The sequence below is a fragment of the Candidatus Brocadiia bacterium genome, assembly GCA_041658285.1.
Classification (GTDB): Bacteria; Planctomycetota; MHYJ01; order JACQXL01; family JACQXL01; genus JBBAAP01.
Window position 1 is genome coordinate 33,773 of sequence record JBBAAP010000004.1, and the last position, 22,559, is coordinate 56,331.

Annotated in this window: 15 protein-coding genes; 12 read left to right on the plus strand and 3 right to left on the minus strand. The window is 52.6% G+C overall.

Going from position 1 to position 22,559, the window contains the following annotated elements:
* Nucleotides 1-10 precede the first annotated feature (10 nt).
* Complete coding sequence (locus WC980_05715) at nucleotides 11-1,006, minus strand: formylglycine-generating enzyme family protein (protein ID MFA5794548.1); 996 nt, start codon at nucleotides 1,004-1,006, stop codon at nucleotides 11-13.
* A gap of 76 nt (nucleotides 1,007-1,082) precedes the next feature.
* Nucleotides 1,083-3,905: an O-antigen ligase family protein gene (locus WC980_05720; protein ID MFA5794549.1), complete on the minus strand. Its 2,823-nt coding sequence runs from the start codon at nucleotides 3,903-3,905 to the stop codon at nucleotides 1,083-1,085.
* Between the two features lie 41 nt (nucleotides 3,906-3,946).
* On the opposite strand from WC980_05720, the gene WC980_05725 reads away from it, so the two are divergent.
* From WC980_05725 to WC980_05755, 7 genes are all read left to right on the plus strand, one after another.
* On the plus strand, nucleotides 3,947-4,843 hold the full coding sequence (locus WC980_05725; protein MFA5794550.1) for a hypothetical protein: 897 nt from the start codon (nucleotides 3,947-3,949) through the stop codon (nucleotides 4,841-4,843).
* A gap of 103 nt (nucleotides 4,844-4,946) precedes the next feature.
* Nucleotides 4,947-8,186 carry a transglutaminase domain-containing protein gene (locus WC980_05730; GenBank protein ID MFA5794551.1) on the plus strand — a complete coding sequence of 1,080 codons (3,240 nt, stop codon included), beginning with the start codon at nucleotides 4,947-4,949 and terminating at the stop codon, nucleotides 8,184-8,186.
* 255 nt (nucleotides 8,187-8,441) lie between these two features.
* Nucleotides 8,442-8,978 (plus strand): sigma-70 family RNA polymerase sigma factor, encoded by a 537-nt coding sequence (locus WC980_05735; protein ID MFA5794552.1) that lies wholly within the window; start codon nucleotides 8,442-8,444, stop codon nucleotides 8,976-8,978.
* 35 nt (nucleotides 8,979-9,013) lie between these two features.
* A complete protein-coding gene (locus WC980_05740; protein ID MFA5794553.1) occupies nucleotides 9,014-11,293 on the plus strand; it encodes a DUF4349 domain-containing protein in 2,280 nt (759 codons plus the stop codon).
* Between the two features lie 156 nt (nucleotides 11,294-11,449).
* Nucleotides 11,450-12,529, plus strand: a complete 1,080-nt coding sequence (locus tag WC980_05745; GenBank protein ID MFA5794554.1) for a tetratricopeptide repeat protein — start codon at nucleotides 11,450-11,452, stop codon at nucleotides 12,527-12,529.
* The gene (locus WC980_05750) at nucleotides 12,475-13,617 is read left to right on the plus strand and encodes a family 16 glycoside hydrolase (GenBank protein ID MFA5794555.1); all 1,143 of its coding nucleotides are present in this window, start codon (nucleotides 12,475-12,477) and stop codon (nucleotides 13,615-13,617) included. The genes WC980_05745 and WC980_05750 overlap by 55 nt, the downstream gene beginning before the upstream one ends.
* 666 nt (nucleotides 13,618-14,283) lie before the next feature.
* Nucleotides 14,284-15,078 carry a hypothetical protein gene (locus WC980_05755; protein MFA5794556.1) on the plus strand — a complete coding sequence of 265 codons (795 nt, stop codon included), beginning with the start codon at nucleotides 14,284-14,286 and terminating at the stop codon, nucleotides 15,076-15,078.
* 99 nt (nucleotides 15,079-15,177) lie between these two features.
* On the opposite strand, the gene WC980_05760 is transcribed toward WC980_05755, so the two are convergent.
* Nucleotides 15,178-17,286: a HEAT repeat domain-containing protein gene (locus WC980_05760; GenBank protein MFA5794557.1), complete on the minus strand. Its 2,109-nt coding sequence runs from the start codon at nucleotides 17,284-17,286 to the stop codon at nucleotides 15,178-15,180.
* Between the two features lie 134 nt (nucleotides 17,287-17,420).
* Here WC980_05760 and WC980_05765 point away from each other — a divergent pair, with 134 nt between their 5' ends.
* From WC980_05765 to WC980_05785, 5 genes are all read left to right on the plus strand, one after another.
* On the plus strand, nucleotides 17,421-18,590 hold the full coding sequence (locus WC980_05765) for a zinc ribbon domain-containing protein (protein MFA5794558.1): 1,170 nt from the start codon (nucleotides 17,421-17,423) through the stop codon (nucleotides 18,588-18,590).
* Nucleotides 18,591-18,896: 306 nt separating this feature from the next.
* Nucleotides 18,897-19,871, plus strand: coding sequence for a KpsF/GutQ family sugar-phosphate isomerase (locus tag WC980_05770; protein MFA5794559.1), 975 nt, complete (start codon nucleotides 18,897-18,899; stop codon nucleotides 19,869-19,871).
* Complete coding sequence (locus WC980_05775; protein ID MFA5794560.1) at nucleotides 19,868-20,383, plus strand: HAD hydrolase family protein; 516 nt, start codon at nucleotides 19,868-19,870, stop codon at nucleotides 20,381-20,383. Before WC980_05770 ends, WC980_05775 begins: the two co-directional genes overlap by 4 nt.
* Nucleotides 20,376-22,010: a hypothetical protein gene (locus WC980_05780; GenBank protein MFA5794561.1), complete on the plus strand. Its 1,635-nt coding sequence runs from the start codon at nucleotides 20,376-20,378 to the stop codon at nucleotides 22,008-22,010. The genes WC980_05775 and WC980_05780 overlap by 8 nt, the downstream gene beginning before the upstream one ends.
* Entirely contained in the window at nucleotides 22,010-22,558 is a 549-nt protein-coding gene (locus WC980_05785) for an HDIG domain-containing metalloprotein (GenBank protein MFA5794562.1), read from the plus strand. The genes WC980_05780 and WC980_05785 overlap by 1 nt, the downstream gene beginning before the upstream one ends.
* Nucleotide 22,559 lies beyond the last annotated feature (1 nt).

The window sequence follows — 22,559 nt, forward strand, 5'->3', positions numbered from 1 at the left end:
GTCCGGGTTTTTACGGTCTGGCGTCGCTGGCTGGGCGGAACCCGATGTTCTTTTGTTTGGTGTCCGGAGCCAGTCTTAAGTAGCTGCTCGATCCGCAATTTTCTATGGCTTGATCCCAGGCGCCGCTTCGCAAAGCGCGGTATTTAGGATCGCCCGGATCACCGTCTATTTTCTTGGGGTCATTTTCCTTTTTGTTTTCTTTATAAGGGTTGCGGCACCATTCCCAGACGTTGCCGAGCATATCATACAGTCCGTAGCCGTTGGGCTTCTTTTTACCGTTTTCGTGAGTCGTATCAGCTGAGTTCTTGGCATACCACAGGAAATCGCCGTTCTCATTGTTGCCCCAATAATAGCGGGTAGTGGTATTGAATCGGCAGGCGTATTCCCATTCTATCTCTTCTGGCATGCGCAGGTCTGTTTTCTTGCAGAACTCTTTGCAGTCCTCCCAGGTAACCTGTTCCACCGGGTAGTTTTCACCTTTCTTAAAGTTGGACGGATTGTTCTTCATTGTTTTTTCCCATACGCCTTGGGGTACTTCGTATTTGGAAAGCATAAAATCGCGCACCGTCATATCATCAATTCTCTTTTTCCCGTTCTGACCTTCGCTCCCCTCGATAATCAATCGTCCGCCCGGTATCAGGATGAATTTGAGCCCGGTCTGCTTGTGGGTATATTCCTGGTAACCCTGATCGTTGATTCCGGAATAGGTCATACCCTTAACTTTGTGGGTAATACGTGATTTAAGGGCTGACGCAATCGGGTCTCCCGGTTTTACCTTAAGCGCTTCCTCGACAGCCACTTCGGCATCCTTGTCCTTTTTCTCTTCCATTAGCTTGTGTGCCTCGGTTATAGATTTTTGGTATGTTTCCTCATCATTTTTGCTTAGTTTTTTATCATCCGGACACTGGCCAGTGACATGAGGACAGGAGCTCTCGCTGAACTGAACCACGCTGAATAATACCGCTACTAAAGTAATCACACCGACAAACACTGATATTCTTTTCATATTGTTTCCTCCTTATACATACAATATAGTACTAAAAACCGTAAAAGTCAACTAATAATCTGGATTTTTGCTAAATTTATTTTAGGTCTTGGCCGAACTTCTCGACTATTTGTTTCTTGTCCGGCGGCACAAATTCCAGCGCTTTAAGGTTATACTTCAGGGCTTCTGTTTTATTGCCGGTTTTGTTATAGACTACAGACAGATTGTGATAATGCTGGTATTCTTTCGGTTCCAGCCGTGATAACGCCAGGTTGGCGGCAATCGAATCATCATATCGCCCGCTGTTAAAATACTCCTCGCCCAGCCTGCCCAGTTCCGTCCGGGCTTGCCTGATGCCCAACCCGCAGGATTTTTCGTATGCTTCAATCATCAAGATGATATTATTCTGCTGGTAAGCCTTACCCAGAACCAGCCAGGTTAATCCGACCCGGTCATCCTTGGCCAAGGCCGCTTTATACCGGGCGATGGCTTCCGGATAATTGCCCATCTGGCGGTAGACATCGCCTTGCTCGCGCTCGACCTGCGGGCTGTTGGGTGTTATGACGGCCAGCTGGTCATAATATTTCAGAGAAGTATTAAGCTTGGACGAATATTCATCAGGTTTGTTCTTGAACTGTTGTTCGGCCCAATCGGAATAAAGCCTGGCAATAGCCGAGACGTGGAACGGGTTGAGCGGGTTAATCGTCCGAGCCTTCTGCAGGGTTTTCGAGGCATCCTCATATCTGCCAGCTTTCTGGTATGTCCGGGCTAGGGCTGATGAAGAATAAAAGTAATCCACTTTAGGCGCCAGCTCTATTGCCTTGGCGTAATTGCTGATGGCTTCGTCGAACTTATTGATTTTCTCCAGGTTCTCGGCCTGGCGGCAATACATATCGGCGTAGATATTCCTGAGGTTAACAAGATATATCGACCAGTAGAAGGCCGGTAATATCAAAACCAGCGCCATCAGCCATCCATAGCCTTTGGTAGGGCGCATTTCTGGATTAGGTAACAGGAGAGCTATGGACACCAGAATGATATTGAACCACAGATATGTGGAATTAATCAATCCGGCCAGCACGGTCGAATCGCCCAGTAGGCTGGTATATACCATGTAGAATATTCCGGCAACCAGGCCGCTGCCTAAAAGAATCAAAACATAGTAGTTGAAATATGTCCCTAGGCCGGTCTCGTGTCCCTGCCGTTTGGGCGGATGGACCATGACCACGAACAATCCGGCCAGCGCCCAGATAGTTCCGGCGATATAATAGAAATTAAAAGGCATTCCCTCGATCAGAAACTTGCGCTTGACCAGCTCGAATATGAATATTGAAATGACCAGCCCGATAATTAGTCCGAACAGCATATAATTCCTGGCCGGTGATGCGTCGGTTTTGTCATCGGTTTGTTCCTGCTTTGTATCAGCCGAGAGTATGGCCAGCAGGGCCAGGTAGACCCAGAGATATAATCTGGTCGAGGTGACTCCGATGCCGAACTGTATCTCTGCAAAATGCCCGATTATTCCGGCCAGCAAGGCGATAATCAGCACGGCGTTATTGACGGTCGGCTTGGGGTTGTCCGATGCTGGATTCCGGAATCCGATAAGCAACAGCCAGCCGCCAATGGCCGCCAGTAATCCGAAAGGTATGCCCAGACCCAGGAATATCATCCGGCCGGTAATGGCGTAGGGCACCAATAACCCGGCCAGTATCCCGGCCAGGCAAATCATCCTGAACCGGGCAGGGGACTGCCGGATTATTTCCAGCCGGCGCAGGCTCAAATATATAATCAGCGCAAAGATGCCTAGATAAACCAATAGCCCGACCGCGCCGCCGGTAATCAGCACGTCAAAGGTGTCGTTATGCGAGTGGTCCGGCACGGCCAGCGAGCCCTCGTATCTGGCGAACGATGCCGGGGTGTATTTGTGATAGAGCGGGAACATCGACTCCAGCCCGTAGCCGAAAAATATCCGGGCCGGTTCGGCCTTAAGTATTGCCACCGCGCCTTCCCATATCAGCAACCGGACCTTGCCGCTGCCGGTTTCGGACTGGGTCATTTCTCCCAGCCGGCCTAGATACGTCTTGACTGGGTCCAGAGGTGAGTTATTGATATTCAGTAGTACTGCGAATATTCCGATTAAGACCACCACGACCGCCGTTGAAATAATGAGTTTCCGGTAACCGTTTATTATCCCGTAGAGCACCGCGAAGAAAAATATGCCCGCGACCAGGCCGATGAACGGGCCGCGGCTCTGGGTAGCCACCACGCACCAGGCCTGGATAATCAGTACCAGGCTGTAAACCATAATCTGCGGCATCTGGCGCAGTTTAATATGGCCAATCAGGCGGGCCAGGGCCAGCGGTATGACCATTATCAGGTAAGCGCCGGCGAATATCGGATTGCCGAAAGTAGTGGTTACCCGGCTGGCCACGTTAGACGCCCAGGGAACTGTGTCTATGCCGAACCGCTGGAACAGGCCGTAAAGCGCCACCACCAGGCCTGTCAGTATGGCGGTGGTGACCAGACGCTTTATCTGGTCCGAGCTCTTAAGATGATAGACTATTACCAGGAAGATAAAGATATAGCTGACCAGCGTCAGCCAGCCTTCCTCGCGCAGGTAAAACCCGCCGAAGCTGGTCTCGGGCGCCAGCGCCAGTGCCGACGATATCCAGTAGACTATACCAAAGCCTATGGCCAGCCAGACAAAGCCTTTATTCGGTATCGGCCGCGGTTCGTGGGCGATGCGGCTGACTACCATAAAAGCGGACAGAAGGAAAAATACTGAAATCAGGATGTAGGTCTTATCGGCCTCGAAGATGCGCGACGAATAAGGGTTGAAAAAGAGCGGGATGATTACCAGCGCCATCAGCCAAACGGCTTCGATAATTTGTCCGAAGAAACGGGGGATTCTTTCTATCATAACTGTTGACTTATTTAGACAATATAATAATATCGGAAACTATGCAAGATTTGAGCAAGTTAATGCTGGGTATGGTAATGATTATGGCCTGGGCATTACCCGCTTCGGCCGAATTTACCGACGCCGACCCGCCCCGTCAGACCCAGTCCGAAACGAGCCAGTCATTTTTTATACGCTCCGGCACGGAGATACTTAATTATCAGGAGCTCGAATCGGATACCCAGACATCTTCCCAGGCCGAGGCGCTTACCCGGGTAACCAGTTTTCACCTGATACAAGGTTATCAAGGGCTGCTGGTCGGAATCAAGGGTGTCATACCGTACCAAACCATGCCGGCGCTGGAAAAGTGGGACCGGGCCAATATCTCGCCTTACCAGGCCAACGACCTGAAATACAGCTGGTTCCGGATGGATGCTTACATCGGCCAGGTTTACGGGGCCGGCGGCGGTGTCGAACCGGGCACCTGGTACACCGGCGTGCGCTATTCCATGGTTAAACAGAAACGGTCCGACTTCTACGACCAAAACGGCAATCCCACCGGTACGCCTGAGTTGACCGAGAATATCAAGTCATATCACTACCTGCTCGGATATCAGGCCGTTGCGCCGATTATGTTCAAACAGGGCGAATATGGCGAGAGCTCCCTGCTGGATTGGGACCTCCAGATTGAAGGCACTTATCCGATGTATAACAAGGTGACCAATACGGCTATGCCCGGTTTGAGTTTTGGCGACAAGCAAGGTTATGGCTTCGAGGCCAAGACCGGACTCAACTACCATCTGGGCTCGGTTATTGCCGTTGGCGCCGATCTCTACGGCGGCCGGAACTACTGGAAGGGCAGCAAGTGGAAAGCCGTATCCGCCACCGAACGGTACCGCTGGCCCGAGAATAAGACCGATTACCTCGGCCTCCAGGTCGGGATGACAATTAGTTTCTGAGTATTGCAGCAAATGAAACTACAGAGACAGTTTGTAATCACTTATCAGTTCCATAAGCAAACTTACGCTTTATTCATAAATAATTAACAGAAGGAGTATCATCATGCGTAAAGTAATCAACTACATCGTTGTTATCTGTGCTATCTGTGTTCTATGGTCAGGCTGTGGAAGCGGAAATGTGAAAGTGAGCGTGGCTAAGCCGGTTACCGCCGCTGTTGTTGTGCCCAGCGGTTGGCAGGAGTTGGTGCCGGCTGAATACCACCAGCAGTTCGAGGCGGCCCTGTTACTGGCCGGGGACAACCGGGAAACGCTCATCGGCGTGCTCAAGACCATACCGCCGGAACAGCGCCCGGGCGCGGCATTCCTGATTTCGACCATGACCTACCCGGACCTGGTGGCTATAAGCAAAGACGTCCTGCTGGAGGACATCACCTACGCCTACAAGGTCAAAGCGCAGTATCCCTGGATGAAGAATATGCCCGAGGATATCTTCCAGCACTATGTTCTGCCGTATCGCTGCGCTGAGGAGCCGATATCGGCCTATCGCAAGTATTTCTACGGCCAGCTCGACCCGATAATCGGGCAGTGTAAAGACATGGCTGACGTGGTCCACCAGGTCAACCTCTGGCTGGGCGCGCCCAAGCCGGACGGCCGGTCACGGGTCAGGTTTGTATCAACCGAGGAACGCGACCAGAGTCCGCTGTCTACGCTCAAGTCCGGTTACGGCCGTTGCGAAGAGATGATGATTATCTATATGTCGGCGGCCCGTTCGGTAGGAATTCCCTGCCGTTCGTCCTGGACGCCTTACTGGGCCATCTGCGACAACAACCACGCCTGGGCCGAGGTCTGGGTGGATGGGAACTGGAAGCCCATCGGCGGTTGCGAGCCGGGCACGCCCTGGTTCGAGCATCCGGCCAAGCGCGCCGCCGCGGTCTATTCGGTCAAAATAGGACCGCCGGCCCAGTCGGACCTGCTCCACAAATCATTCGGCGGCGGCTGTATGATAAACTCCACGCCCAACTATTCAAAGACCTGCACTGTTAATGTAACGGTCAGCGCCGACAGCAAACCGGTCTCCGGCGTGACCGCCGCATTCGCCGTGTTTAACTGGGGCAGTTTCCGGCCCGTCGGCACCAAGATTACCGACAAAGACGGCAAGGCCTCGTTCATCGTCGGCATCGGCGAATATTTCCTCTCGGCCGGCAACGATACCGGCCGGGCCTGGCAGGTGGTCCGGACCGAACCGGACAAGACCCTGGAGTTGAAGCTGGAACTTGAGCCCAACGCCGCTCCGGACGGCTATGTCTTCCTGCGCTATCCGACGGCCGAAGAGGCACGTGTCAGTTTCACCGCATCCAACCTGGCCCCGACCGTGACCACGCCGCTGACCCCGACCCGGCCGGCGCCGATGGAGATACACTACTTTGAGGAGTTCAGCCTGGCCAGACATTCGGATGTGATGGCTCTGCTCGAAGGCGCACCGGAAAAGGATACCGTGGTTCAGAAACTTGTTTCGGCCGGCGGCAACTGGCCGGAAATCGTTAATGCCATAAAAGAATGCAAGCCGGAGCTCAAGTCCGACCTGTTCTGGCTGATAGGGCGGCTGGCGCACCTGGAGGCCATAGAGGTGACCAAGGAATTCCTGCTGGATAACGTCAACTGCGCTGCGAATGCTCGTCCAATGGCTGTGATAAAAGTGCCTGATGATATATACAGGGCATATGTTCTCAGCCCTTCGTTCCAGTATCTGCATATCACTAACTGGAGGAAAGAATTACGAACTAAGTTTACTTTAACTAAGAGTGAATGGAAAGATTATAGCGTTGCCATGACTTCTGTTCCGATACTTGCTGATTCCATAACTACAACTGCTAATGCGGTCAATGAATGGGTTCAGAATAATATCAAGGTCAAGAGCGAGTTATCCGGCAGGTTCTCGTATACGCCCAGCCCGCTGGACACCTTTCGCAGCAAGGTCGGCGACCCGTACGGAGTGGCCGTGTTCACCGCCGGACTGCTCCGGACCCTAGGCGTGCCGGCACAGGTCAAGAACGACTGGGTTGAGTTCTGGGATGGGGCAAATTGGTTGCCGCTCTATCCGCACGACCTCAAGAACTTTGCCAATACCCAGCGCAATGAAGCCACCGCCTCCGAATATGACGTCAAGCCGGCCGGCTTGAGGATGAACCTTTTCAGGAAAGGTGCACCCGATACCAACCCCTGGGAAAAGATTGCCATCAGCCGCTTCCAGAACGGCTACTGGGGATACCTGGAATGGCGCGAGCTCAAGCACTCGGGCAAGTGGGTCGGCATACCGCCCGGCACATACCTCATCACTGCCGGCGTGCGCAACTCCAACGGCGACGCCATGGTCTACTGCAAACAGCTGGAATTCAAGTCCGGAGAGGGCGTGGTCCTGGACATCCCGCTGGATATTCCGCTCGATAAACTGCCGGAATCAGATAGGGTGGTGCGCAAACTGGACAAGGTGCCGATGTTCGAACTGCCTGACCTGGAAGGCAAAATGTATAATTTGACCGAGACGCTCAAAACTAAAGGAGTGATTTTAGCCTTTTTTTCTTTAGATAATGAGCCATCCATTCGGATGCTTCCTCTAATTGATGATATAACTGATTATATTGGGAGAACCGCGGGACAGAGTGTAACAAACATTTTTGAGATAGTAGGTATTTATGTGGATCCTGAAGGGAAGGATAAGCTCGTTACTGATGGGCGATTAAAATCATTAAGAATGCCGATTCTTCTGGATACTAAGCAAGCGGTAGTAAAGCAGTTTATTCCTGACTTTGATAAGAATAAGTCTCAATATTTACCTTCGACTTTGTTAATTAGTCCTACCACACTTTATGCCGAGGGCAATGAGCAAAGTAAAATCGAGCCGAAAATCTTAGTGTGGGAAGAGGGGTATAATATGGCTATACAGAATACCATTGGGAATGCAGTCAGGATACTTTTGTTGTCAATACATCGTATGCCAGATAGTTGGAGTCGGCGGTCGGAGCGACCAGTAGAGCCCAAAATCACGGTCCAGCCGCTCAACATCGGGCCGGACTACGCCGGCGAAGCGGACAAGCTTTACAAGGCCGGGGATTACCAGAAGTCGCTGGAGCTCTACACCAAGGCGCTGGAGTATAATCCGGACGACGCCGGGCTGTGGTACAACATCGCTTGCGACTGCGCTCTGCTGGGCAAGGTCGACGACGGTATCAACGCCCTGAAGAAGGCGCTGGAATACGGCTACAGCGAGTTGCACTGGATGGACAACGACCCGGACCTGGCCACCCTGCGTAAGGACCCGCGCTATAAGGATTTGCGTAAGTAAATATAGTAAACCTGTCCACCGCGAAGGGCGTAAAGAGTAATAAAACAGGGACTATAAGAGACTTGAAGGAGACTGTAAGAGGATTTATCTTTTAAAAGTTAAGTTTACACTGAGCCGAGCGAATGTGTCCAGTCCCTGTTATAAAGGTCTCAGTGTCCTCAGTGGTGAAACTTGCTCTGGAAAATATTTTCATATAATTCCGGTATTTTACGTGCGGAATCTGAGTTCAAACAATCTAATATTATAGAGAAACAAATGTCTGAGAATATAGATGTTTTATTGGTGCAACAGGCCCAGGCCGGGCATAAACCGTCCTATGACGAATTGGTTCGGCGGCATTACCGGCTGGCCTGGTCCGTGGCCTACGGCATCGTCCCGGAAACGGCCCGGGTCGAGGAAATCGTCCAGGAGGCGTTCCTCAAGGCCTGGCGTTCGCTGGCATCCCTGCGCCAGCCGGACAATTTTAGGAGCTGGCTGGTGACCATCGCCCGGAACAGCGCCTTCCGCTGTTATAACGAACTGCAAAAGGAGCGTCAGACCCAGGGTCTGTCCGACAATACGCCTGAGTCGATAACGCTCGATGAGGCCGATAAGGACGGGCTCCGGCAACAACTGCATCAGGCCATTTGCGAACTGCCCGACAAATACCGGACGCCCATTACTCTGCGCTACCTGGAAGGCCTGTCCTATGGGCAGATAGCCGAGGAGCTGGAGCTGACCGACGGTTCGTTGAGAGGATTATTAAACCGGGGAATGAAATTACTGCGGGAAACGGTAAAGATAAGCGGATGACAAACCGCAACGAATATAAACAGGAGGGACTGAATATGAATAACGACACGCACAAATGGTTCGAGGAGCTCATCGAGGTCTACCTGGCCGACGGCCTGCAGGGAGATGAGCTGTCCCGCTTCAAGGCGCATTATTCGGACTGCGCCGGTTGCTGCCGGGCGCTGGACGATGCCCGACAACTGGACAAAGCATTGATTGAAGCATTATCGGAAGACCGGGCGCCGGAAGAATTGCCCGCCAGAATATCCGCGGCCATCGCGGAAGAAAGGACCTATCCTATGCCAAACGGAATAAGAGGCCTGCTCGGGGGAGTGTTCGGAAAACTGTACCAATACCGCCTGGCCGGCGGCCTGACCGTGGCCACGCTGGTATTGATGTTCTTTATGGCCATCGTGCCGATGCTCGAGGCCCGGAGCATGATGCATGTTATGGCTTCGCCTTCGCCGGATATGGGCAAGACCTGGTGGCAGAAGTCATACGAGAAATACACCGGCAATGCCTCCAACGCCTACACGGCCATGGATGTGGCGCAAACTGGACTTGGTCATACAAGTGTTTGGGCCGGAACTGAAATGATGTTATTTGGCGGGGTGGGTAAGAAAAACAAAGGATTATCACCTGCGGCTACGCCTGTAAGAGAAATGAATGGCATGCTGTGTCTTGAAAATATGGCCCCCGGAGATGCCATGGCAGATGAGAAGAATATGGCTGAAGAATATGAGAACTCCGAAAAACTTCTTAAGGGTCAAGCCGTGTATGATTCCATCGCTGTCGGCGGCGGAATGGGCGGAGCTGTTGGCAGGTCCGGTGGTAAGAGGGCCTCGGCAAAATCAGATTCTATGGATAAGAACAAAGACGGTCGTCTTGCAGCTGGTTATGTGGTTGGTGAGACCGGAGACGTGGCTAATTCACTGGCGGTGCTGAACCCGTCCGCGGCCATACTGGCCACCAACGACCAACTGCTCATCAACCGCAAGATTATCAAGTCCGGCTCGCTCCAATTCGAGGTGGAAATCTACGAGGTCGCCTACCAGAAAGTGGTGGTGGTCCTGACCCAGGAGAACGGCTACATCGCCTCATCCCAGAGCAGTAAGCTGGCCAACGGCAAGGTCCAGGGCGAAATCGTCATCCGCGTCCTGCCCGAACGATTCGACTCGGTTGTGGTTAAGCTCAAATCCTTGGGCGAACTGAAAAACCAGCAGGTCGACAGCCAGGACATCACCAAGCAATACGTCGACCTCCAGGCCCGGCTCAAGAACTCGCAGGCCCTGGAAGAGCGCCTGGTCAAGCTGATGGACAAGAAGGGCGAGGTCAAGGACCTGCTCAGCGTCGAAAAGGAGATGGCCGCCACCCGTGAAAAGATAGAACAGCTCCAGGGCGAGATAAAGTATTACGACAATATGGTATCGCTCTCGACCATCCGGCTGTCGCTGTCCGAGAAAGACATCGCCAAGCCGTTCGAATACGTCCAGACCCAGTCGGCCAACCTGGTCATCACCGTGCCTGACGTCATCACCGCCTACCAGCAGGCCCAGGCCATGGTGCTGGGGTTCAAGGGCCAGGTGGCCGAGGCCCAGGTGACCAACCAGAACGAGCGGGCCATCGGCACGGTCCGGGCATTCGCCGACGCCGACCAGTTTGCCAACCTGCTGGAGCAGTTGAAGTCGCTGGGCGAGGTCAAGTCAGCCGTGACCGAGCAAAAGCAATCCGCGCCGCAGGGCGTGGTGGGCGACCCCAACACCCCGGTGCGCAAGGAACGCGGCTTGGTTAACCTGACCCTGAACCTGCCGGCCGGCCGGTACATCCAGACCCGGGCCGCCAGGATAGAGGTCGAAGCCGCCGACGTTGACGCCGTCTACGCCAAGGCGCAGTCCATGGCACAATCGGCCTCGGCCAAAATCACCAACGGCAAAATCGACCACCAGACCGATGGCGTTCGGGCGGTGCTGTCGCTCCAGATAGAGGCCGATAAGTTCAAGCCATTGATGGACAGCCTCAAAGGCCTGGGCAAGGTCCTGGCATCGGACGTCAGCGAGAACCAGGTATCCGACGGGGTCGACCCCAAGAGCCTCATCCCAGCCCCGGTGCGTAAAGAGCCCGGCGCCATTGAATTGGCTATCACCAGCCCGAGCAAGTTCGTCTCCCAGGAATACGGGTTCATGGCCACCATCAAGAGCCTGGTCCGGGGCGGTATCGGCGCTCTGCTTTTCTCGCTCGAGGCCATTGTCGTCTTCCTGCTCACGGTCGGGCCGTGGGTGCTCTTGATTATCGCCATCTATGTCCTGATAAAGAAGGTCTGGGGCAAGAAGAAATAAGAGTAGAATCAGATAAAACGTCAGGCAGGGGCGCAAAGGCTCAGAAATTACTCAGCCTTTGTGCCCGTAGCATGGTTACGCATAATTCCGAAAAAATCTTATCTTTCTAATAATTATTAACTTGACATTCTCTTAATTGCCGATTATTATAAGTATATGGAAAAAGTTGCAAAAGCGTGGGCTATAGCTTGTTTTTTATTCATTGCCTCATTTTTACTTGTTTTGCTGGCCGATGATGATGTAGCTAAGGCGTTTTTGACCAAAGGCGATGAGGCGATGAAGAAAGGTGATACCGCGCGCGCCCTGGAATTGTACCAAAAGGCGGCCAAAGAATCACCGGGCATGCCCGAGGCCCACTTTAAGTGTGGTGAGGCCTACAACAAGTCAGGCGAAAAGGTCAAAAGCCGCGCCTCGTTTAAAAAATGCATTGCGCTTGTCAGCGAAACGACCCTGGCCACTCCAGCTATGAAAGAGTTTAAGAAGAAGGCCGAAGATCAGTTGGTGAATCTTGATGTCTCGCGCAAAGAAGGACGTGTCATTGAACAGGAATACATCAAGGAACTTATTAATTTCACCAAGAAGACAAGGACCAGGGATAACTACCTGACTGAAAAAGCCATCAAGACGGTTCTGGCTGTTGACCCGTCCAACGCTGAGGCGCAGAAGATGATAGATGAAATCAAGGCCGGCGCTATTTTCCAGCGCTGGGAGCCTATCCTAACGGACCCGGACATGTCCGGCTGGGACGCGCTGGGTGAAAGGGCGGACTGGAAATCCGGAAAGGAAAACGAGATTACCATCTCTACCAACGACTCGGTCATGATTTCCCGCAACAAAACGATATTGGAGAATAATTATGCCTTTTCACTTGACTTTAAGATTGAAAAGGATCTGGCCCGGAGCTATGGCATCGGCTTGATTCTCGGAATCCGGCGGACCGTGAACCTGATGCCCTTGTTCATCTTCAGCCAGAACGACCTACGCCTTTGCCGGGTTCCGCCCAACAGCTCCAAGCCGGAAGATGTCAAATGGGACAAACTGCCGGACTTTTACAAGCGCTTTGACTGGAACAACCTCAGGGCCGAGGTGGAGAACGGAGCCCTGAAAGTCTACATAAACGACAAACTGGCGATGGAATATAAGTCGCCGGATAAAACTGTTTTTAACGGAGAAATAGGATTATGGGCGCAGAATTGCAACGCGACTTTCGCCAATCTAAAATACCAGAAAAGATAGTCCGGCACCTTTTGGTTTGCCTGGGGCTATTAATGCTGGCTACGACTGTATTCTTGCAGGCCGATGAGGAGACAGCCCGGATCTACATCAAAAAGGCCCGGGAGCACTTGCAGAAAAAGAACCACGAGGCCGCATTGAATAACTTCAGCAAGGCTGCCCAGGAAGCGCCGGAGATGCCCGAAGTCTATTACGAGCGCGGCATGATGTACCGTGATGCCAAAGAGAGCGGCGAAGCCATGGTGGATTTTGCCAAGGCCGTGGAATTGCTTAATTCTCTGTCCGATCCGAGCAACACCCAGAAAGAATTGCAGCGCAAGATATCAAATTACCAGGCTGATTACTCTAAAATCCAAGATGAGTTAGCTGAGATTAACCGAAAATATGCAAATAAGTTCCTGGAACTGGCTAAAAAATACCAGGACACCGGCGATGACTACCTGGTCAGTATCTTTAATATTCTCCAGGCCATTGACCCCCAAAACCAGGAGGTTAGGGAGCAGTCCAAAATAATGAAAGGCGCCAGCCTTGCCCAGAAAAAGAGCCAGATGGAATCGCTTTTCAACGGCGAGGACATCAATGATTGGGTCGGGCCACCGGATGTCTGGACGGTTCGGGACAGTATGATAGCCGGCGTCAGCATGCCGAACGGAATGACGTCCCTGCTCAAGCATACCGGCGTGTTCAAGGAGAATTATACGGTCGCCGTCAAGATGAAACTCGAGGAAATGGATAGTGATTTCTCGGCCGGGCTGGCTATAATCAGCGGACCGGAAAAAATGTATATGATTCTCATCAAGCAAAAAGCGTTGATGCTGGTGGGATCGGCGGCCGTTCTGAGGAGCGGGCAGCGCGGGGTTGAGGCCAAGATTATGGCCACCAAGGGCATCCCGGCCGAGACAAACCTTGAGGACTGGAACCAGCTCTCGTTCAAGGTGGCCGGCGATTCAATCGTGTGCTATTTCAACGACGTACCCTTGCTTGATATGCGCCTTTCTGAAGAAGCCCAGACCAAATTCCAGGGTTCGCCCGGGCTGGTAATCCAGGGCACCAAGGCGTATTTTAAGGAAATTTCTTACCTTTCGGAATAATCCAAGCAGCGGTGTTTCTCTGCCTCCGCCTGACCGTGTATGCGCTCATAATCCTTAATGGATGGCATGTTATGAGGCATATACCGGCAGGATATAGGGCATAGCCCCAGGGTCTATAGGGTATACTCCCATAGTATATAGGGTATAGATGGGTGGGATATAGGGTATATTCCCATACGGGGTAGGGTATAGGGGGTGGGGGGGTGGGGTATAGCCCGGGGGGCTATGGGGGGTAGCCCCCCCCTCTATACCCTATATAGGGATGGGGTATACGGTATAGCATACTGGGGTATAGGCTATAGCTGGCCAGGGTATAGGGTATAGCTACCCCATATATACGGTATAGCCTCTGGGACTATGGGGTATAGCTCCTGGGGATATAGGGTATATGCCGTGGGTCTATACCATATACCTCGTGGGGGTATAGGCTATAGTATACCATCTTTGCTTGCACTCCATTATAGCTTACTAAATAAATATTTTACTCTTTTATAAAAATCGAGTTGACTTTTGGCGTTTTTTGACTATATTGTAGGTAGAAAGAGTGGTCTATATTGAGTGTAGCTACTTACTTTTATATGCCCCGATGTCGCTACGCTTATCGGGGTCTAACTCGCTGTAACTCCCTTACGGTCTAACAGCGAGTAAGAGAAGGAGGTGATATATATGCCAAAAATCGTAGCCAAGGCATTTATGGATGTGCCGGCAGGCGCGCAACCGACCGATGAGATGTCCGCCAAGTGGGTTGAATCCTTCCAGCGCATGGCCATGGAGACATTCCGGCGGATGATGAAATCAGTGCCTAACCCCGAGGCTTTTGCCAGCAAGATAGGCGATGTTTCCAACCAGGAATGGAAAGGGATGCTCAACCCGTCATTCCGCTCCAAAAGCGAGCTGACCGCTAGCGAAATCAACAACCGGCAGATGGGAAACCTGAGCGAGTCGTATAAGAAATGGAAGGAGAAGCTGGAATACCTGTTTGCCGAGGTGGACGGCGTCGAGGCCAAGCGGTTCAAGGATCTGGTTGCCAATGCCGAGTCGCGCTGGAGCAAGGGCATCAGCAAGACCCTGCGCTTTACCGGCGACAAGGTCCGGGGCCGGGGCGTGGCGCCCTGGGCCGGATACTTTTTGACCGGCGACAAGCGGGCCATTGGGATGATGCCGGCCGGCGGGCAGGTCACCGGCGGCGGCGCCATCAACGTGGCCAAGACCGGGCAACGCACCACCCTCAAAGCCGGGTTGATTGAGAAACTGGTCCAGGCCGGGATAATCATCACCGAGTCCAAATACGACCCTGATGTGGTCAAGGAGCAAAACGAGTTCATCAATGGCTTCATCGCCGGGTTGCAGGATTCGGCCTTTGCCCAGTTCCAGGCCATTGCCGGGCCGGGTAATTCCTACTGCCTGTACATCGTTGAAGGCGCCAATTTGAAACTGGAAATACAGGTCGTGGAGTTGTGAGTATTACCACGAAGGCACGAAAGGTGAAAGAGTTTGTGGGGTTTGAGGGTCTATAGGGTTTAACCAACCGGACTCCTCAGACTCCATGGACTCAATGGACTACTTAGACTTATCGTCCACTTCCACGCTTATCTCTTTCAGAGCAGTTGCAGCTATCCATTGGATATTTGGGTCGCTATCCTGTAATAGCTTGGTAAGGGTTGGAATAGCTTCTTTGGCTCCAAGTTTTCCTAAAGCATAAACGGCTGAGTAGCGGACCCAAAGATCATTATCCTGTAATGATTTAATGACATCAGGAATTACTTCCTTGGAACCAATGGTACCTAATGCGTAATTAGCGGCTTCCCTAATATCTGAGTCGCTATCTTGTAGTAATCCGGTAATTTGGGGGATTGACTCTTTAGCCCCAAGCTCGCCCAGTGCATTAATCGCTGAATACCTAACCCATTTATCGCTATCCTTCAGTAGTTTAGAGATATTTGGTATTGTTTCTTTTGCGCCAAGGGAACCCAATGTAGAACTGGCAGACCTACGAACCCTTTCATCTCTATCTTCCAACAGCTTTGTTATATTTGGGATGGTTTCTGTTGCTTCAAGAGATGCTAAAGTATAAGCAGCCTGAGAACGCAAATTTGGGCTGCTGTCTTGTAAAAACTTTGTAATGTTAGGAATTGCATCCTTAGCTTTTAGTTGCCCCAATGCCTCAATTGCAGATAAACAAACCATTTTATCACTATCTCGTAATAATTCAGTAATGTTTGGGATTGCTTCTTTAGCACTAAGCATTCTTAATGTATTGACCGCTGATTGCCGGACATTCTGACTATCATCTTGCAATAGCTTAATAATTTCAGGGGTAGCTTCTTTGACGCCAAGCTGGCCTAAGGCATAAATAGCCGACCGGCGGACTCCCGCATTGCTATTCTGCAATAACTTAGTAATACCTGGTATGGATTCTTTATCACCAAGTTGAGTTAATGATTCAATAGCAGCAATGCAAACTTCTGGGTCACTATTCTGTAATAATCCAGCTATGGTGGGGATTTCTTCTTTAGCACCGAGTTGTCCCAAAGACGCTATAACCGTTTTACGAACCCATGAATCATCATCCTGTAATAATTTAGTTATAATTGGGATTGTTTCCTTAGTGCCAAGATATCCCAGGGCATGAATAGCAGACCGGCGAACCTGTGAGTCATTATCCTGTAATAATTGGATAATATTCGGGACCGCATCTTGAGCTCTAAGTACTAGCAATGCATAAGCGGCACCGCCGCGAATATAGGGGTCAATATCTTGTAGTAACCCGGTGATAGCCGGGATGAATTCTTCAGCGTCAAGCCTTGACAATGCATCGAGAGCAGCATAGCGAATACCCCGGTCATTATCGTATAAGAATTTGCTAACAATCGGGATTGTTTCCTCGGAACCGAGCTCCCCCATAGCCTGAACAGCCGACGCACGAACATTCGGGTCGTTATCCTGTAATAATTTAGTAATGGCTGGTATTGTCTCTTTAGCGTTGAGGTCTGCTAATGCGTCAATAGCCGACGCGCGGACATATGGGTCAGTATCCTGAAATAATAGTATAAGGTCCGGGATTGTCTCTTTGGCGTTAAGGTTCCCCAACGCATAAGCGGTCGCCCAGCGTATATCGGGCACAGCATCCTTTAATAATTTTGTAATCGCCGGAATTGCCTCAGTGGCTTCAAGCGACGCCAATGCATAAACCGCCGAGTTCCGAACTTTCTGGTCGCTATCCTGTAATAGTTTGATAATTTCGGGGATTGCATCTTTAGCACCAAGTATTCCCAATACACGTACAGATGACTCGCGAACTTCTGAGTCATTATCCTGCAATAATTTGGTAATATTTGGTATGGCCTCTTTAGCATTTAGTTGGCTAAGGGCATTTACAGCCATGACTCGTTTGTCCTGGTCTTGACTTGAGAGTTGGGCCACTAGTTCTTTTATCTGTTTCTTACGGGATTCCTCAGATGAAATACTGCTTCCGCTATCTATCTTTACATCAGCTTGTTTGGTGGGTGTTATAGGCGTTTTAGTAACAGGCGACTGCACCGATGGCATCGTTTGCTCAGGAGTTACCTGTTGGGGCGGGGCAGTGGTGGCCGGAGTATTCTTTTTGTCATCCCCGCAACCGGCCAGGGCCAGGATTATCAACAGGGAGATGACCAGCAACTGCTTCATAATGCCTTGTATACCAAACCGGCCAATCCTGTCAAGGGAATTATTTAGGAAGTTTGAAGAGTTTAAAGAGTTAGTGGAGTTAGCCTTAGTCCAAAATCATTGACAGGAAATTCCGGTCTGTTATATTACCGGTTATGGTATCATTCAACTGCTTATGTGGGAAGAAGCTCCAGGTCCGGGACGAGCTGGCCGGCAAAATGGTCAAGTGCCCGGGCTGCGCCAATGTCAACTTGGTGCCTCCGCCGCTGGATATGCCCATCGACCTGAAACCGTTGGACGACAACCAGCCTAAGGCTCAGACATTTGCGCTGAACGAGGCGGATGAAAGTAGTGAGGATGAGACCATGCCGTGCCCGACCTGCGAGTCGCCCATTCCGCCGGAGTCGTTTGTCTGTCCCAAGTGCGGAGTGCACATAAAGGACGACCCGTCCCAGATGGATTCGGCGGCCATGGCTTTCTATAAGCGCTTCCGGGCTTTCATCCCCATCATAGTTGGCGGTATTATCATCCTCATCGCGCTGTTGTTGATACCCAAGCCCAAGCAGGAAGAGCCGAAGAAAACCAAGAAGCCCAAGGCCGCTTCGGGCAGTATTACAGCCACGGCCACGGCGGCCAAGGAACCGGCCGGACCGAAGCTGGAGGACAACCTGCGCGCTGAAATCAAGAACGGCGACACCATGCAACTGGACGGTATGGTCAACTTGCTGGTGACGCTCCAGGATAAGGCCATCGGCGTGCTCAACGTCGAGGTGCGCAACAGCGACGCCAATATAAGGCTCAAGGCCGCTTACGGCCTGTATTTTTTCAGCTATTATAAATGCCTGCGCAAGGAGATATTCCGGATACTCGATGCCTGTACCGGCTCCAAGCCGCCCGATGACCGGACCCGGTTGCTGGTGCTGGAGATGCTTTACCTGTTGCAGACGGACGAGCCGATGCCGCAGTTGTCGAGCATGAACGACATCGTCGGTCCGCACGCGGCCAAGTTCGGCGGACTGCCGACCCAGCCGCCGGTGTCGGCGGCCACGGCCAAGATGCTTATCCAGAAATACAACACCGACAAGAGCGACCTGATAAAGGCCAAGGCGCTGATTATGACCATCACCCTGGGCGACCGCTTCCAGGTCCGGGCGCTTTTTAACATCCTCAAGGGCTCAGATACGGACGCGCTGGCGCTGGTTAAGTCCTACCTCAATAACATCACCGACCAGTCATTCGAGAAGCCCGAGGAGTGGGAGGAATGGTACAAGGCCAACAAGGATAAAATCCAGTTTGATAAGAAAGTAGCCCCGGACGTCAAATAGGACGCAGATCAACGCAGATATTAAGGATAAGGCTACTGCCACTAGCCCCGCTAAAGCGGGATAAGTCCTTACAGGAGGCTTCAGTTTACCCTGAGTCTTTTGAAAGGCACTGCCAGCCCGTGAGGGTTCTTGTCCCTATAAGTCCTTACAGGAGGCTACGCACCGGGATAGCCTGCGGGGCTTGTCCCAAGACCCCTCAGGGTCTAGGGATAACTCATAAATTCGAACTGGCACTAAGACTTGACAACCCGACGATTATAATATTTTATAGATTAAAGAATAAGATTATCCGAAAATAGGTTATATATGAATTACTATCAATACGCCAAGCGGATACTGGACACGGAGATAGCGGCCATTAGTTCGCTCAGCCGCAAGCTGGGCCAGGCCGGAATGAAGGACGCCTTCAAGAAGTCCATAAATATGGTGCTTAACTGCAAGGGTCGGGTGGTGGTCACCGGCATGGGCAAGGCCGGCATCATCGGACAGAAGATATCGGCTACGCTGGCTTCGACCGGCACGCCGTCTTTATACCTGCATCCGGCTGAGGCATACCACGGCGATCTGGGCCGGGTTACCCGCGACGACGTGGTCCTGGCGCTGTCCAACAGCGGCGAGACCGAGGAAATCATCAGGTTATTGCCGTCCCTGAAGAAGATAGGCGCCAGAATCGTGGCCATCACCAGTTCGGCCCGGTCGCTTTTGGGCAAGCACGCCGACGTGGTGCTCGAGACCGGCTACATAAGAGAATCGTGCGAGTGGGGTATGGTGCCGTCGGCCAGCACCACGGCATTACTGGCCCTGGGCGACGCCATCGCGCTGACCGTCATCAAGAATAGAAAGTTTTCCCGGGAGCAGTTCGCCTTTTATCATCCGGGCGGCGAGCTGGGCCGGAAACTGCTCAAGGTGGCCGACGTTATGCGCACCGGCAACCGACATCCGATGATGAACCAGAACCGGACCATCCGCGAGGCGATATCGGCCATTACCAAAAGCCGGGCCGGCGCGGTTAGCATCATCGATAGCACCAAGAAGCTGGTGGGCATATTCACCGACGGCGACCTGAGGCGGCACATCGGCAAAGACCCGTCCGTCATCAACCAGCCTTTATCTAAAGTAATGACCAGACACCCGACCGTGATTCAGGCGGATAAACTGCTGAGCGAGGCGTTCCGGATACTCCGGGACAGGAAGATAGACGAACTGCCGGTTATTGACGCCAAAGGCCGGTCGGTAGGGATGCTTGATGTCCAGGATATCCTGGCGGCTGATATCGTATGAACCTGAAACAAATCAAGATGGTCATAATGGATGTGGACGGCGTATTGACCGACGGCCGGATACACATCGATTGTAAGGGTAACGAGACCCAGGTTTTTGACGTCTACGACGGTTCGGGCATAGTTTACCTTAAGCGCTGCGGAATCATTACCGCCATCATCAGCGGGCGCAAAATCAAGGCCACGCTCTATCGGGCCAAGCAGGTGGGTATCGCCGAGATACACCAGGACGTCCAGCGCAAGCAGGATGTTCTGCCTGGGATTCTAAGGAAATACAAGATATCTGCCCGCGATGTCTGTTACGTAGGCGATGATTTGATGGACATCCCGATTATGAAGCGGGTGGGGTTCCCAGTGGCCGTTCAGAACGCCCGTCCCGAGGTGAAGCAACACGCCAAGTACGTGACCAAGCGCGCCGGCGGCGACGGCGCCATCCGCGAGCTGGCCGAGAAGATTCTTAAAGCTCAGGGTAAATGGAAAGAAATAATCCTGCCCCGGTATGAAAATGCCTGACAGACATATCATCTGGCTGCTGGTTTTTGTGATTCTGGTTACGGCGCTGGCGCCGGCCCAGGAGCCCAATCCGGCTGAACCGACGGCTCCGCGCATAAAGGAAATCGGACAGAACGTCACCAACTGGAGCTACGCCCATTACCAGGACGACAAACTGCTCTGGGAATCGCGCGGCCGGACGGCCGTGATTCGGGGCGAGAACAACGTCACGGTCCAGGGACTGGAGATGATATATTATCCCGAGTCAGGCGTTACGCCGACGGACACCGCCCAGCCGGCGGTTGATCCGGGCCGGGTCCTGATACATGCCAATGAGGCCGTCATCCGCAAGAACGATAATTTCGCGGCGCTCAAGGGCGCCATCATCGCCCAGTGGGAGAAGAAGAATAATCTGGGCGGAACCGATATCACTAACAAACTCACGGCCGAGGAGCTGGCCATGGATATGGCCTCGAAGGTGATATCGTCGACCGATTTCGTGAGCATCACACACTGGCTGGAACAGCCGTCCGGCGAAAGCGGGGTGGTTAAAGAGGCGCCGCATATATTCATCACCGGCAAAGGCTTCACCGGCCAGAGTAACCTGGAGGCTTTTTCATTCCACCAGCTGATACAGGTGCGGATGAGTGGTTTGGGGTTCAGTCCGTTACTTTTCAACCAGGCAGCACAGCCGGCCGGAGATAGTTCCGCGTCCGGCCAGACCACCATCGCGGCCAATGACAGTATGATAGCCGTGCCGGCATCGTTCCGGCAGGAAAACGACAGCCGGCGCATCAGCTTTACCGGCCAGGTGGTGTTGACCCAGGGGCCGACCAAGCTTTATACCGACCATCTGGAGGTGCTGGTGGTGCGGACCATCAATCCCCAGACCAAGCTGAACGAGTATATGCTCAATAATACCCGGGCCTTCGGCGGGGTGCGTATCGAGAGCCAGTCGACGGTGAGCGGTTCGGACTGGAGCGCTTCGTCGGACACCTTCATCCGTGACGACATTGCCGGAACGGTGGTTTTTACGGCCACCGAGAATACGCTGGCCAACCTCAAGACCAGCACGCTTAATTTCGTGGCCCGGACGCTCTATATGCGCACGGCCCAGAATATACTGACGCTCAAGGGCGAGAAGCGGGTGGTGCTCGAGGCGCCCATCAGCGGCACGTCCGATACCAGCCGGATTAATATCACCGCCAAGGACGATATCCAGGCGTATATGTCCGACGGCCGGATAGTTTTCCAGAATAGCGTTCGTATGAACCAGGACCAGAATCCGGTCAGCGGCACTGAGATGTCGATACTCGGCCAGCTGGAAGCGGACAAGCTGGTGCTGTCGTTCGACCCGATATCAAACACGCTGAGCAAGATGCGGGCCGATGGCAACGTCATGATAATGGGTATGGCTGAAAGCTGGGCCCAGGGTGAATGCCTGGAATGGTCGCCGGAAACCGGGCAGATAAATATCAAGTCTAATCACAAGGTCAAAGTCTGGCATAACAAAACCCTGGTCGAATCAGACGAGATAATAATATTCACCAGCGGCAGCGGTCCGACCCAGATCGGCCAGTGGGATAGGATTGAAGCTAAAGTGAAGGAAGGTGGGAGCGGCGTCATCAAGGTGTCGCCGCCCAAATGATTATGAACAGAGACGAAGCATGGGCATTGGTCCAGTCCAAAATAACCAACGCCAATCTAAGAAAGCACATCCTGGCCGTTGAAGCGGTGATGAAATCGCTGGCCAGGGAACTCAAGCAGGACGAGGCCAGTTGGGCTATGGCCGGGTTGCTCCACGACCTGGATTACGAAGAGACCAAGTCGTCTCCGGAGCGGCACGCGCTGGTCACGGCCGAGATGCTCAAGGACACTGATTTGGGCGCGGATATCATCGACGCCATAAAGGCTCATGCCAACAAGAAAGAGCGTTTGACGCCGATGGAGCAGGCGATTTATTGCGCCGATCCGGTAACGGGTTTTCTGGTGGCCTGCGCCCTGATTCGGACGGATAAGAAGCTGTCAGCCGTGGATGTGCCGTTCGCCAAAAGCCGGATGAAAGAGAAGCGCTTTGCGGCCGGCGCCAACCGTGACGCCATGAACAACTGCTCGGCCCTGGGCATGGATTTGGACAGGTTCCTGCAGATATCGCTGGACGCCATGAAATCCATCAGCGTTGATCTGGGCCTGTAAT

Bases quoted from the DNA above. Each gene is read 5' to 3' on its own strand.
- WC980_05715 (MFA5794548.1), bottom strand. From the start codon at position 1,006: ATGAAAAGAATATCAGTGTTTGTCGGTGTGATTACTTTAGTAGCGGTA.
- WC980_05720 (MFA5794549.1), bottom strand. From the start codon at position 3,905: ATGATAGAAAGAATCCCCCGTTTCTTCGGACAAATTATCGAAGCCGTT.
- WC980_05725 (MFA5794550.1), top strand. From the start codon at position 3,947: ATGCAAGATTTGAGCAAGTTAATGCTGGGTATGGTAATGATTATGGCC.
- WC980_05730 (MFA5794551.1), top strand. From the start codon at position 4,947: ATGCGTAAAGTAATCAACTACATCGTTGTTATCTGTGCTATCTGTGTT.
- WC980_05735 (MFA5794552.1), top strand. From the start codon at position 8,442: ATGTCTGAGAATATAGATGTTTTATTGGTGCAACAGGCCCAGGCCGGG.
- WC980_05740 (MFA5794553.1), top strand. From the start codon at position 9,014: ATGAATAACGACACGCACAAATGGTTCGAGGAGCTCATCGAGGTCTAC.
- WC980_05745 (MFA5794554.1), top strand. From the start codon at position 11,450: ATGGAAAAAGTTGCAAAAGCGTGGGCTATAGCTTGTTTTTTATTCATT.
- WC980_05750 (MFA5794555.1), top strand. From the start codon at position 12,475: ATGGGCGCAGAATTGCAACGCGACTTTCGCCAATCTAAAATACCAGAA.
- WC980_05755 (MFA5794556.1), top strand. From the start codon at position 14,284: ATGCCAAAAATCGTAGCCAAGGCATTTATGGATGTGCCGGCAGGCGCG.
- WC980_05760 (MFA5794557.1), bottom strand. From the start codon at position 17,286: ATGAAGCAGTTGCTGGTCATCTCCCTGTTGATAATCCTGGCCCTGGCC.
- WC980_05765 (MFA5794558.1), top strand. From the start codon at position 17,421: ATGGTATCATTCAACTGCTTATGTGGGAAGAAGCTCCAGGTCCGGGAC.
- WC980_05770 (MFA5794559.1), top strand. From the start codon at position 18,897: ATGAATTACTATCAATACGCCAAGCGGATACTGGACACGGAGATAGCG.
- WC980_05775 (MFA5794560.1), top strand. From the start codon at position 19,868: ATGAACCTGAAACAAATCAAGATGGTCATAATGGATGTGGACGGCGTA.
- WC980_05780 (MFA5794561.1), top strand. From the start codon at position 20,376: ATGCCTGACAGACATATCATCTGGCTGCTGGTTTTTGTGATTCTGGTT.